Raw genomic sequence first — 13,223 nt, 5'->3', positions numbered from 1 at the left:
TCTTAAACTAATTTATTATGAAAAAGCTTATACCCTTACTCACTTTATTTCTTATCTTCTTTACTTCGTGTGCCGAACGTATAGTAGGAACTTGGAATGTAGATCGATATGAAACCCAAAAAACCGGTCAACAAAACCTATCTTTAAAAAACATTGGTACCATTACTTTCAATAAAAATAATACGGGTGAAAAAAAATTAAATTACTCCGTATTGGGTGTAGAATCTTTTGATTATGTACCATTTCGATGGAACTCTGATAAATCATACATTACGATAAGTAGTGAAAATTCTCCCATATCAAAAACATGGATTTTGATTGAAAACAAAAGAAAATCACAAAAATGGAAATCGACAGATGGCTCAAACGAAATCCAAATTCTAGAATTGAGTAAATAAAACCCAAAATAAGATCTCTTTGAATTTAAAACGAAGAGGTCTTTTTTTAGGTTAAAATCCATTTACTTTTCCTAAATTTACTTCCCTCTAATTTCCTTTTATGAAGGCATTTTTAAAATTTGACATTCCCTTACTAACCAAGAAAGTATTGGAAGAAAAACTAACTGATTTTGGTTATAAATTTAATGTAGTAGGCTTTGGTGAAATAGAGTTTTTAGAATCTATTCCTCAAGAAAAGTTAGAAGAGATAACACTTCTTATGAAAGAATATGGCATTGAGGTAATTGAAAATCAGAAAAGTATTTTGGTTCAAAAAATCAAAGATACCCTTTTGGAAATGATTCATAGTCCGGAACCTTTGAACGTAAAAAGTTCGGTTTATTTGACCGAAAAATTAAATCACAGCTACGGTTATTTATCCAATTTATTTTCGGAATTGACCCATACCTCTATTGAAAATTACATCATTATTCAAAAAATTGAGTTAGCCAAACAGTTGATTTTGAACAACCAACTGACTTTAACAGAAATCGCATTTCAACTCAACTATTCCAGTGTAGCACATTTGAGTACCCAATTTAAAAACTGTACCGGTATAACCCCATCTGCTTTTCAACGTATTATTACCAAACGCAGAGAAAAAGCTTTAAACCCATAATCCAAAAATATGCAAAAAGAACACCTTATAATTGCACTTGCTGATGATGATGCCGACGATAGATTGTTTTTTAAAGATGCTTTTGAAGAGCTAAAAGTAAATACCATAGTGAGTGTGTACTGTGATGGTTGTGAATTGATGGATTACCTTCATAACCCTAACACTATCTTACCCCATATTTTATTTTTAGACTTAAACATGCCTAAAAAAAATGGCTTTGAATGTTTGCTTGAAATAAAAAAACACGAAAAATTTAATGACATAGCCGTTGCAATTTATTCTACTTCTTCATCTGAAGAAGATATAGAAAATACATTTGTAAATGGAGCCAATATATACATCAAAAAACCAAGTGATTTTGAAACTCTAAAGAAAATATTAAATGAAGTTGTAACCTTGAATTGGCAATATCATACCTCGGGTTTAAATAAAGAAAACTTTCTCATGAGAATGTAAAAATGAAGATTAATACGCTACATAAGTCGTTTTTATTACTTCGAATTGCCTTTGTTATTGCAATGGCAGTAATTTTATTTACCGCAGCTGTATCTTACAAACACAATATAAACCTCAATCATTCCAGAGCTCTGGTGATTCATTCCTATGAAGTTCAACTTGAATTGGAACGAATTATATCTTACATCAAAGATGCCGAAACCGGCTACCGGGGATACATGCTGTATGGAGATACCATCTTCCTTGACACCTACAGTAATTCTCGAGAAAAAGTGAATAAAGCCTTTTTTAAACTCAAAGACTTAACAAAAGATAATTTAACACAACAACAAAAGTTAAAGGAACTGTACCACCTCATTGTGCTACGGTATACCTACTTTAATAAAAATTATGAAAATAAGGAAGCTTATAAAAGATATTACGAATCCAATGGAAAAAAGGTTATGGATGAGATTCGCAGTAAAGTTGATGAGATGATTTTACTCGAAAATAAAGTCTTGAAAAAAAGAGAATTTACCTTCCAAGACAATGTTTCCTATACCCCACTTTACGGATTATTAGTAACCTTAATAACCTTGGTTCTTATAATTTTGGCTTATTTTAAAATGAGTGGCGATTTTAATAGAATTCAACGTTCCAACTCCAGATTAAAAGTTTCTCAAGAGTCTATAAAACAAGCCGAAATTTTAGGGAATTACAGCAGTTGGATTTGGAATTTAGAACGAAATGAAACCCAATTTTCTGATAATCAATATAGACTTTTTGGATTGGAACCCCAACAATTTGAAGCCACTCACGATAGTTTTTTAGACTACATTCACCCGGATGATGTAAATTGGGTATCTAACTCAATCCGTGATATACTAACCCTTGAAAATTTACCTACCATAAATTATCGTATCATTCGCAAAGACGGAGAATTAAGACACTTGCGAAGTGTTGGAAAACTTTTCATCAATAGATTTAATGAAAAAATAATCATTGGTACCACACAAGATGTTACAGATGATATTCTAAAAAAACAAACGCTTAGAGAAAAAAATGCCGAACTGGAGAGAAACAACAAAGAATTGACCGAATTTAATTATGCTGCGAGTCATGACTTGCAGGAACCGCTTCGGAAAATTCAAACTTTTATTTCCCGCATTAACGATAAAGAAAAAAACAATTTATCAGAAACCGGTAAAGAGTACTTGGAGCGTATAGTGGTTTCTGCCACTCGCATGCGAGTCTTGATAGACGATTTACTCCAATATTCCAGAACCAATAAAACAGATGCTCAATTTGAAAAAGTCAACTTAAATGAGGTAGCTTCCGGAACCCTACAAGAGTTGTCTCAATTAATAGATGAAAATAACGCCATTGTAAATTTCACAAAACTTCCTACCCTACACGGTATAGAATTTCAACTCAGACAATTGTTTATCAATTTGATAAGCAACTCTATTAAATACAAAAAAACAACTGTTCCCCCGGAAATTAAAATTACTTATAAAAAAGTAAAGGCCTTTGAAGATTCGCACATAGATGAAAATTCGAATAGATCCTATCACAAAATTGTTTTTTCTGACAATGGTATCGGATTTAACCCGGAAGATTCAGAAAAAATATTCCTTTTATTCAATCGTCTTCATGACAAAGACAGCTATCCGGGCACTGGAGTAGGATTGGCCATTTGCAAAAAAATTGTAAAAAATCACAAAGGTTTTATTGCGGCCGAAGGGAAACCCAATCAGGGAGCACAAATACTGATTTACTTTCCAATAGAATAGCAACCATGACACCAAACTAACCATCCCATTTTCAATGGGATTTTTTATTTTAAATCCATTTCAACTTTGAACTAATGGGAATTTTGTAACAATTTAAAAATATCATGTAACACAATTTGTTGCGATGGGTTGCAACTTTGTAATGTTAAAAGCAATGAAAAATGACAAAACTTTTACATATACAATTCATTACACTTACCGCAGTAGTTGTGCTGTTCTTTACAGCCTGTAAAAATGAAAAAAAAGTTTATTCCAATGAGACTCACATTGATGTGAATCACCTAAACAAAGCAAACAATATAAGCCTTAAAACTGCGGTAATTGCTAATGAGTTTATAAACCAGAACCCAGATACATTATGGGTTAATACAATTCAAAGGCAGAAAAAGAAAAATCAAAAAATTGATACCCTCTTAAAGTCACTTGCCCAGCAAAATTTAATTGTACTAACAGATACGGTATTCAAAAAACAAAAAATTTTAAACAAAATGAAGTCTGTAAATATTGAAACTTATATAACCTTTCTGAAAACGCAAAAAAATGAACTTCAAATACTGACCGAGCTAAATTCGAACCTGCAGTTACAAAACTATTTGAATAGTAAAATCAACGAAATGGAAAGAAACATCTCAGAATTAAAACAATTACACACCCTCATATATCAAGATTCAATACAATAACCTTTTAAATTTTAAACCATGAGAAAATTAATTTTAGCCCTCGTACTTTGTACATCTTTCTTTACTTCAAAGGCACAAAACAATGAAAATCCATCAACTACCGGTGCTAGTTTTGGTATCAAAGGAGGATTGAACTTTTCAAATCTATATACAGATGATGTAGATGATAACAATGTGTTAACCAGTTTTAATGCCGGTATTTTCATAAATATGCCGCTCACCCAATCTATCTCTATCCAACCGGAATTTTTGTTTTCCAGAAAAGGAGCCGAATTGGTCTACGACAATGCCTTTGCTCAAGGTACCGGAAAATTTAAATTGAATTACATAGAGGTACCGGTTTTATTAAAACTTAATCTAACCGAAAACTTCAATGTACATGCCGGCCCTTACTTTGCCTATTTGGTAGATGCCCAAGTAACCAATGAATCCAGCAGTGGCAACTTTGATTTTGAAGAAAACCTCAATAACGATGATTTCAACAAATTTGACTTTGGTCTTTCGGCAGGGATAGGTTTTGACTTTGATACTTTTGGTATTGGAGCCCGTTACAACTATGGTTTAACAACTGTAGGTAAAGAACGTACCTTTTTGGGTACCTCATACACTTTTCCGGATGGTAAAAACAGTAACTTAAGTATCTATGCAGCTTTCAAATTTTAGATACAAAATTTAATTAAAATCTTGTGTCAAATTTATTATATACAATTGCGGTAATTTTAATTCTGCTGTGGGCTCTTGGATTCTATGTATACAGTTTTGGATCACTTGTACATATCTTATTAGTTATTGCAGTTATTGCCGTTTTATTGAGAATCATTAAAGGAAAAAAAATATAAACCCTTAAAATTAGAAATTATGGAATCGAAAAATGTAGTATTAGGAGTATTAGGCGGTTTGGCCGCAGGAGCTGTATTAGGTGTATTATTTGCCCCGGATAAAGGAAGCAAAACACGTAAAAAAATTGCCAAAAAAAGTAGCGATTTAAAAAACAATGTCAAAGATAGTTTTGATTCCTTTTTGTCTTCCGTTGAAGAACAATATCAAATTCTTACTTCAAAAGCTGAAGAAACAGTCGAAAAAGGAAAGTAATTAATAAAAAATAAATTAAAAAAGAGATGGAAAGTATAGCCCAAAACATAGGTAAATTGTACGACAAAGCAGAACAGTATTCACGAACCCGTTTTGAACTTATGAAGTTGAATGCCATTGACAAATCGTCTGATGTAATTTCTTCATTGGCCGTTGTAGTGACATTAACCTTGATTTTGGCTGTATTTACCCTTTTTGTAAATATTGGCATAGCTCTCTTGATTGGCTATGCCTTTGAGAATTTTGCTTTGGGATTTTTTTGGGTTTCCGGTTTTTACCTTTTATTGGCTATCATCGTTTTTCTTTTTAGAAAATCACTAATAAAAAACCCCATAGACAATATTGTGGTAGGAAAATTATTGAAACAAAAGGGCCCTTTGTTATCCAAAGAAACGACACCTCTTTCAAACTAAAAACAGATGAAAAGGAGAAACCAAACCGAAATATTAGATCAGAGAATTGCTCAATTAACGTTGCAACACAAACAAGAACTTATCGAGTTAAAAGAACAGTTTAATGAGGTTCAAAATCAATTGACACCATCGTATTTGGTTCAGGAAGGTTTGAACGGATTGTTTAAATCCGTAAATCTTAGAGAGAATCTCATACATACGACGTTATCTTTTTTGGGTGGTTTTATTTCAAAAAAAATGGTGATAGGAAACTCTGAAAATCCATTAAAAAAAACACTTGGCAACCTGATTCAATTTTGGGTTACCGGATTTTTATCAAAATTCAATTCGCAAAATCAAGATGAAAAATAAAATCCAAAAAACATAAAATCATGAAAAATGTAAAAGCCTTTATCCTTATGGCCAGTATGGCATTCGTATTTACCTCTTGTGCAGAGGATGAAAAAATTCAAGCCGAACGTGTAATAAACGAATTTACAACCTATGTTGACTCTCTTGCCCAAGTATCAACCCTAGCTTTAACTGAAAACTGGAGTGATATAGAAGAAGAAGTTTTGACCAAAAAAATAGATGCCGAAATTGCTCTTGGAACTTTAGACAATAAATTAGAGCTTAGTCAAAAATTTAAAGCCAGCTCTGACAAATATGAGGCGTTTAAAATTAAACTCTACGCCGATATTCAAAAAATGGAAGCCCAGAAAGCAAAATCGGCTCTTCGAGCCTCACTTTTTAAAGGAAGGTCAATAGATGATGACAGAAACTTTAGTTGGGTTAATAAAGACAATATTTTAGATACCTATGAATCCTTTGTTAATACCGCTTCCGAAAATAAAGAAAACTACACTCGAGAGGAATGGGACGAAATTAAGATGTTGTATGAAGCCTTGGATACACGCAAAAATACAGTTGAAAAAGAAGGGCTTACTTCGGCTGACAATTTGAAAATTGCCGGTTTAAAAGTACGATTTGCTACCTTTTTTAAAATACATCGAGCCACAGCCAAATCGAACGAAAATGCAAATGCTAAGTTGTAATTTAAATAAAGCATACAAAAAAACGGAGTCTTAATAAGCTCCGTTTTTTTATTTAAAATACTTCCGATTCTTTGAGTTTTTCGGTATTCGCTACCAATTGCAACTCGTCAATCATTTTTTGGATATTTCCGTTCATAAATCCGTCTAAGTCAAAAATACTCAATCCAATACGGTGATCAGTGATTCGACCTTGAGCATAATTATAGGTACGGATTTTTGCCGAACGGTCACCACTACTCACTTGCGAAGTACGCTTGGTTGCATCTTCCGCTTGTTTTTTGGCCAATTCCAATTCATACAAACGCGAACGTAAAACCGTTAACGCTTTATCTTTGTTTTTATGTTGCGATTTTTCGTCCTGACATTGAGCTACCAATCCGGTTGGAATGTGCGTCATACGAACAGCCGACTTCGTCGTGTTTACCGACTGACCACCGGGACCTGACGAACAGAAATAATCAATTCGCACATCGTTCATATCAATTTGCACATCAAATTCTTCTGCTTCCGGTAAAACCATTACCGTTGCAGCTGATGTATGCACTCGTCCTTGAGTTTCTGTTTGTGGAACTCGTTGCACACGATGCACACCGGCCTCAAATTTTAAGGTTCCGTACACATCTTCTCCGGTTACTTCAAAAATAATTTCTTTGAAACCTCCGGCTGTTCCTTCGTTCATATCTACCACAGAAGTTCTCCAACCTTTGCTTTCACAATATTTGGTGTACATTCTGTATAAATCTCCGGCAAAAATAGAGGCTTCATCACCACCGGTTCCGGCACGAACTTCCACCATTACGTTTTTAGCATCCTCCGGATCTTTCGGGATGAGCATGAACTTGATTTCTTCTTCCAGTTCCGGAAGACGTTGTTTGGCATCATCCAATTCCATTTTGGCCATTTCTACCATTTCGGCATCTGAACCATCGGCAATAATTTCGTTGGCTTCTGCTATATTTTGAGTCAAACGGATGTATTCTTCACGTTTGTCCACCAACCCTTTTAAGGTTTTATATTCTTGGTTCAATTGCACATAACGCTTCTGATCGGCAATCACATCTGGTTGAATAATCAAATCGGAAATCTCGTCAAAACGTTGTTTTACATATTGTAATCTGTCTAACATAGTTGTAGTACTCTATTTTGGAGTGCAAAAGTACGATTTTTTGTTTCAAGTTTCAAGTTTCTCATTTCAATGTTTTGTTGTAGTATTGTTTAACGAAATCTTTGGTTATGAAAAATAAAATTTACGTCCTGTTTCTACTCGCAATTTGTTGTTTTTCTTGTGAACAAAAATCAGCAACTTACGCAGAATTAGAAAAAGCAAGTTGGTTTCTGGGTCGATGGGAAAACAACACGCCAGACGGTATTTTTTCAGAAGAATGGAAAACTGAAAACGATTCGGTTTTAGTTGGTACCAGTTATTTCATTAACGGAAAAGACACGTTGTTTGCCGAAACTGTTCGATTGGAACAACAAAAGAATGATTTATTTTATATCGTATCTGTTCCCAATCAAAATGATGAAAAACCGGTAGCCTTTAAACTCACTTCCTCCACTTCAGACTATTTGGTTTTTGAAAATCCGGAGCACGATTTTCCAAAAAAAATTACGTATAAATTAGTCAACAAAGACAGTTTGTATGCCGAAATTAGTGGCAATGATAAGAGTGAAGGGTTTCCGTTTAAAAAGGTGAATTAAACTTAAGTTAAACTGTTGATTCGCTAAAAAAAGAATCCGTGATACAGCAGCTAACAAACTTTTAGATAAAACAATCTATCTGAAAAACATTCCAAAATCTTCAATACCTATTTATTCTCAGAGTCAAATCTATCCCAAATAATTGCAATTTATTTTCAAAAAAAGCAACTGATTCTCAATATATTATTTTCATTTCAACTTTTTTATTTAAAATTAATCTAAATAAACTTTGCGATTTTCAATCTAACCTTTATTTTTGCATTATTATTTTTAATTAATCTAAATAAGATATAATGAAATCTATTTTCTTTCTATTCACAATCATGCTTAGTGCTTTAAACCTTCAAGCACAAAACGGAACCCTAACCGGAACCATCCAAAACAATCAAAATCAACCCTTGGAAAATGTAAATATTAGTATTTTGGGTACTTCAAAAGGAAGTAAATCCAATACCGATGGTTCTTTTGTTATTACAAATCTGGCAAATGGAACTTATACGTTACAGTTCTCTCATTTGGGCTATACAACCCAAGAAATTACTGTTAACTTAAACCAAATGATGCATTTGGGCAACATCATCCTTCAAGAAAAAAACCAATCGCTAGAAGAAATTGTGCTCAACGGAAAAGTAAACAAATACCGTAGAGAAGAAAGTACTGTGGTTTCTAAAATGCCTTTAAAAGACATTGAGAATCCACAGGTTTACAACGCCATTCCGGCCGAACTTTTGAAAGAACAAGTGGTAACCAATTTTAACGATGCCCTTAAAAATGCTACCGGAGTGACTCGCCTTTGGGAATCTACCGGAAGAAATGGTGATGGAGCCGAATACTATTCTATGCGTGGTTTTGCCGTTCAACCCACGATGACCAACGGTTTGCCATCTTTAACCAACACAACGATTGACCCCATTAATGTTGATAATATTGAAGTTATCAAAGGGCCTTCGGGAACCTTATTTGGCAGTAGCGTTATTTCGTATGGTGGTTTAATCAACGTAATAACCAAAAAACCCTACGAACGATTTGGTGGGGAAATCAGTTACATCAGCGGAACCTACGGTAGCAATCGTGTGACGGCTGACCTCAATATGCCTTTGAGTGATAAAGCGGCATTACGTGTTAATACAGCTTACACCACCGAAGAATCGTTTCAAGATGCCGGATTTTCCAATGCTTTTTTCATTGCTCCTTCTTTAAAATACCAAGTAAATGACAAACTAACTTTCTTGGTAAATACCGAGTTTTACAAAAACACCTCAGCCAGACAAAGTATGATTTTCTTAAGTCGATTTGCTCCGCTTTCTTTTGACAACATGAACTTGTTTGACCAAAACTATAAAAGATCATTCACGTCCAACGACTTAACCATGACCAATAGTTCGTTTAACATGCAAATGCAAGCTTTGTATAAGCTTTCAGAAAATTGGACTTCGCAAACGGTTTTATCCAAAAGCAGCACCAAAACCAACGGATATTACCAGTACTTGTGGGATTCTGCCAATGGTGACGAATTCACGCGTTTCATCTCCAAAGCAGACGGAACCTTTTACACTACCGACATTCAACAAAATTTCATTGGCGATTTCAAAATCGGAAAAATGAGAAACCGATTGGTTGCCGGATTGGATTATTACAATTCCCGATTACTCAATGGCGGATCGGGTTGGGTGGCCAATGGTACGGTTTCATTGGTAAACGGAACCGATACCGGAATACTAACGCAAGCCGGAACAAACGCCCTATTAACCCAAAGTTTTGCCGGAAATACCGAAGCTAATCAAGAAGTGATGAGTGCGTATGTTTCAGATGTTTTGAATATTACGGATAAGTTATCGGTAATGGCAAGTTTGCGTTTGGATTATTTTGACGGAAAAACATCGCAATACGATGCCGAAGAAACCAAAGGTCAAGTAGCGGTTTCACCAAAACTGGGTGCCGTGTATCAATTGATTGAAAACAAAGTTTCCGTTTTTGGTAATTATATGAACGGTTTTCAAAACGTAGCTCCGGTTACCGTAGCCGATTTAGACGGAAGCAATCCGAGAACCAAAGAATTTGACCCCGAGCAAGCCAATCAATATGAATTTGGGTTAAAAACCAGTTTGTATAAAGATGTCATTTCGGCTTCGATAAGCTATTACAACATTCAGGTAAAAGACCGAGTGATAACCGACCCAAACAACATCAACAATTCCATCCAAGGAGGTGAAGTAGTGAGCAAAGGAGTTGAAATCAGTATTGTTGCCAATCCGGTTAAAGGGTTAAACATTATCACCGGTTTGAGTCATAATAATGCCGAAGTTACCAAAGAAACTCCGGGTGAAGGCTATTTAGGATTACGTCCCGAAGAGGCCGGTCCGGAAACCTTGGTTAACTTCTGGGCCAACTATTTGTTTACTGAAGGTTCATTCAAAGGATTCGGAATTGGTTTTGGCGGTAACTACGCCAGCGAATACAAAACCTTAAACAGAGCCAATACCGGAACGTTTGCTTTGCCCTCATACACGGTATTAAACTCGGCTTTGTCTTATGACAGTCCAAAGTTTACGGTTTCCCTAAAATTAAATAATCTATTGAATGAAAAATATTATTCGGGTTGGTCAACGGTTACACCTCAACGTTTGCGAAGCATCAACGCCGGAATAACGTATAAATTTTAATTTACACTAATCGTTTAAAATAAACTCCTCACGCCGATGGGGAGTTTTAGCATTTCACTATGAAAAACTCTCCCTTCAAAAAAGGCATTCGAAAACTGCATCTTTGGCTAGGATTGTCAACAGGTTTGATTGTATTTCTTATCTCGATTACCGGAGCCATTTATGTGTTTCAGGAAGAAATTACCCATTCCATCAGAAAAGATGCTATTTATCATTATGAAGAAAACATCGCTGATAAAAAACCGCTTTCGCTAAAAGTTTTAGAGCAAAAAGTGGATGCATTTACGAATGAAAAATACCCGATTCATTGGGTAACGATTCCGATTGACAAAAGCCGAAGCTACATTTTTTATTACTACGAACGCAATCCGGAAGGCTGGAACTTTTATGAAGAATATGTGGTTTACAAATCAGTGTATGTAAATCCGTTTACGGGAGAAATTCTTGGGGTTTACGATGAAACCGTCGATTTTTTCAACATCATCAAATCCTTTCATTTCAGTTTTATGCTAAATACCGAATGGGGAACATATGTGTGCGGCATTCCAACGTTGATTTTTCTGTTCATGCTCATTTCGGGAATTATTTTATGGTGGCCCAAAAACAGAAAAGCCCGCAAACAACGTTTCGCTTTCCGTTGGGAAAACGTAAAAAGTTGGAAACGCAAAAACTATGATTTGCACAATATTTTAGGGTTTTATGTTTCTTCGTTAGCTTTTGTGGTGGCCTTTACCGGATTGTTTTATGCGTTTTATTTCATTCAAGTGATTTTATACGTTGTCTTTTCGGGCGGAAGCACTACCTATCCTGATTTTTCCCATATTCAAACCCAAGCTCCTATTGAAATGCGAAACGAGCACACCCTAGATAAAATTGCACAACAAGTGGAAGCCTTATATCCCGATGCCTTTCAATACAGTTTAGATTTGGGTTACGACCATTTAGACGACCACGAACATCCCAATTATGATGTGTTTGTCAAGCAACTCTCCTACTCCTATCATGTGAATCACAGTTTGATTTTTGATGAAAATTCAGGAGAATTATTGCACCAGCATTCGCACCAAGACAAAAACTTAGGCGAAAAAGCCATTGCCGCCAATTACGACATTCATATTGGAGCTATTTTTGGTATTTGGAGCAAGATTTTAGCACTGATTATCAGTCTCGTTTGTGCCTCTTTACCCGTTACCGGATTTTTAATTTGGTGGGGAAGACGAAATAAAAAATAAATAGATTAAACAAAGTTAGTAAGCCACTGATTCGCTGATTTTTGATTGGTGAATTGGTGGTTTTTTTATTCTAATGTTAAAAGTATTATTTATATTTGGGAGGATGAAAATTGAATTTATTAAACACATATACCCTATTTAGGGTAGATAAGTATGATTTTGTAAGACATATAAACAAGTTAGCAGTAATTTTTTAAGAACATGATAGATTTTAAGGAAATCGACCAAAATGGTGAAGAATGGGAATTGTTTGCAAGGGATTTTTTGCAACAGCTAGGATATTATATCGAGACGACTGTTGATAGAGGTCCAGATGGAAAAAAAGATATAATAATATCAGAACAACTGAAAGGCAATCTTGGAAATTATAGATTTAGATGGTTGGTGAGTTGTAAACATTTTGCAAATCGTAGTAGAAATAGTTCTGTTAAAGAAATAGATGAACCGAACATACTTGAAAGATTAGAGGTTTTTAATTGTGATGGTTTTATGGGTGTTTATTCTACCATTTCATCATCGGGTTTAAATACAAGGTTAACTCAACTCAAAGAAAATCAGAAGATAAAAGATTACAGAATTCTTGATCATAAACTTATTGAAAACTATCTACTAAGAATTGGATACTCTGATCTTCTTATGCGGTATTTTCCAAAAAGCTATATAAAAATAAAGCCACTTCATCTAATAACTGATAATTATATTCCTTTAAATTGCAAAACTTGTGGTATTGATATTCTTCAGGAAATGTATAAAAATGAATATCATGCTAATTACATTCAAATTTACACTATGAACAATCATTCAGAACATATTCTTGATACTTTTTGTGTATGTAAAGGACAATGCGATGATTTTAGAAGCAGAAACTTACCTGCTGGTCAGTATAGTAATTGGCAAGACATTGGCGACATAGCTATACCAACAAAATATGTACAATGGGTTTTAGCAACGATAAACTTAATCTCCTCAGGAAGAAATACATATGAAGAAAGTGCTTTTAAAAAAGAAAAAGATTTCATTATAGCAATTTCTCAAAAAGTTGTTAGAGAGATGACACCAGAAGAAAAAGAAAGAGTTAAAACTTTAAGGGAATACGGTTTATAAAAACTACTGCTAACAACTGT

Annotated in this window: 16 protein-coding genes; 15 read left to right on the top strand and 1 reads right to left on the bottom strand. The window is 34.5% G+C overall.

What is annotated here, in order from left to right; all coding sequences use genetic code 11:
- Nucleotides 1–17 precede the first annotated feature (17 nt).
- The 11 genes from V7M80_RS12495 to V7M80_RS12445 all read left to right on the top strand — a co-directional run bounded on the left by V7M80_RS12495 (nucleotide 18) and on the right by V7M80_RS12445 (nucleotide 6,503).
- Nucleotides 18–398, top strand: coding sequence for a hypothetical protein (locus tag V7M80_RS12495; RefSeq protein WP_333696618.1), 381 nt, complete (start codon nucleotides 18–20; stop codon nucleotides 396–398).
- A 100-nt stretch (nucleotides 399–498) separates the two neighbouring features.
- Nucleotides 499–1,056 (top strand): helix-turn-helix domain-containing protein, encoded by a 558-nt coding sequence (locus V7M80_RS12490; protein WP_333696616.1) that lies wholly within the window; start codon nucleotides 499–501, stop codon nucleotides 1,054–1,056.
- Between the two features lie 9 nt (nucleotides 1,057–1,065).
- Nucleotides 1,066–1,512, top strand: a complete 447-nt coding sequence (locus tag V7M80_RS12485; protein WP_333696614.1) for a response regulator — start codon at nucleotides 1,066–1,068, stop codon at nucleotides 1,510–1,512.
- Nucleotides 1,513–1,514: 2 nt separating this feature from the next.
- Entirely contained in the window at nucleotides 1,515–3,284 is a 1,770-nt protein-coding gene (locus tag V7M80_RS12480; RefSeq protein ID WP_333696613.1) for a sensor histidine kinase, read from the top strand.
- A 161-nt stretch (nucleotides 3,285–3,445) separates the two neighbouring features.
- A complete protein-coding gene (locus V7M80_RS12475; RefSeq protein WP_333696612.1) occupies nucleotides 3,446–3,964 on the top strand; it encodes a hypothetical protein in 519 nt (172 codons plus the stop codon).
- Nucleotides 3,965–3,982: 18 nt separating this feature from the next.
- The gene (locus V7M80_RS12470) at nucleotides 3,983–4,627 is read left to right on the top strand and encodes a porin family protein (protein WP_333696610.1); all 645 of its coding nucleotides are present in this window, start codon (nucleotides 3,983–3,985) and stop codon (nucleotides 4,625–4,627) included.
- A gap of 23 nt (nucleotides 4,628–4,650) precedes the next feature.
- On the top strand, nucleotides 4,651–4,803 hold the full coding sequence (locus tag V7M80_RS12465; RefSeq protein ID WP_333696608.1) for a lmo0937 family membrane protein: 153 nt from the start codon (nucleotides 4,651–4,653) through the stop codon (nucleotides 4,801–4,803).
- Between the two features lie 19 nt (nucleotides 4,804–4,822).
- Nucleotides 4,823–5,056: a YtxH domain-containing protein gene (locus tag V7M80_RS12460; protein ID WP_333696607.1), complete on the top strand. Its 234-nt coding sequence runs from the start codon at nucleotides 4,823–4,825 to the stop codon at nucleotides 5,054–5,056.
- Nucleotides 5,057–5,082: 26 nt separating this feature from the next.
- Nucleotides 5,083–5,469, top strand: a complete 387-nt coding sequence (locus V7M80_RS12455; RefSeq protein ID WP_333696605.1) for a hypothetical protein — start codon at nucleotides 5,083–5,085, stop codon at nucleotides 5,467–5,469.
- A gap of 6 nt (nucleotides 5,470–5,475) precedes the next feature.
- Entirely contained in the window at nucleotides 5,476–5,820 is a 345-nt protein-coding gene (locus V7M80_RS12450; protein ID WP_333696603.1) for a hypothetical protein, read from the top strand.
- 20 nt (nucleotides 5,821–5,840) lie between these two features.
- The gene (locus V7M80_RS12445) at nucleotides 5,841–6,503 is read left to right on the top strand and encodes a hypothetical protein (RefSeq protein ID WP_333696601.1); all 663 of its coding nucleotides are present in this window, start codon (nucleotides 5,841–5,843) and stop codon (nucleotides 6,501–6,503) included.
- 52 nt (nucleotides 6,504–6,555) lie between these two features.
- Here V7M80_RS12445 and prfA read toward each other — a convergent pair whose 3' ends face one another.
- Entirely contained in the window at nucleotides 6,556–7,629 is a 1,074-nt protein-coding gene (prfA, locus tag V7M80_RS12440; RefSeq protein ID WP_333696599.1) for a peptide chain release factor 1, read from the bottom strand.
- Nucleotides 7,630–7,736: 107 nt separating this feature from the next.
- Here prfA and V7M80_RS12435 point away from each other — a divergent pair, with 107 nt between their 5' ends.
- The 4 genes from V7M80_RS12435 to V7M80_RS12420 all read left to right on the top strand — a co-directional run bounded on the left by V7M80_RS12435 (nucleotide 7,737) and on the right by V7M80_RS12420 (nucleotide 13,203).
- Nucleotides 7,737–8,204: a DUF6265 family protein gene (locus V7M80_RS12435; RefSeq protein ID WP_333696597.1), complete on the top strand. Its 468-nt coding sequence runs from the start codon at nucleotides 7,737–7,739 to the stop codon at nucleotides 8,202–8,204.
- Between the two features lie 293 nt (nucleotides 8,205–8,497).
- Nucleotides 8,498–10,867 carry a TonB-dependent receptor gene (locus V7M80_RS12430; protein ID WP_333696595.1) on the top strand — a complete coding sequence of 790 codons (2,370 nt, stop codon included), beginning with the start codon at nucleotides 8,498–8,500 and terminating at the stop codon, nucleotides 10,865–10,867.
- Nucleotides 10,868–10,926: 59 nt separating this feature from the next.
- On the top strand, nucleotides 10,927–12,099 hold the full coding sequence (locus V7M80_RS12425; RefSeq protein WP_333696593.1) for a PepSY-associated TM helix domain-containing protein: 1,173 nt from the start codon (nucleotides 10,927–10,929) through the stop codon (nucleotides 12,097–12,099).
- A gap of 201 nt (nucleotides 12,100–12,300) precedes the next feature.
- Nucleotides 12,301–13,203, top strand: a complete 903-nt coding sequence (locus tag V7M80_RS12420; RefSeq protein ID WP_333696590.1) for a restriction endonuclease — start codon at nucleotides 12,301–12,303, stop codon at nucleotides 13,201–13,203.
- Nucleotides 13,204–13,223 lie beyond the last annotated feature (20 nt).

The sequence above is a fragment of the Flavobacterium sp. genome (genome assembly GCF_036759525.1).
In the GTDB taxonomy this organism is placed as follows: Bacteria; Bacteroidota; Bacteroidia; order Flavobacteriales; family Flavobacteriaceae; genus Flavobacterium.
Note: the sequence above shows the minus strand (reverse complement) of the source record. Positions and strands in the feature narration are given on the sequence as shown.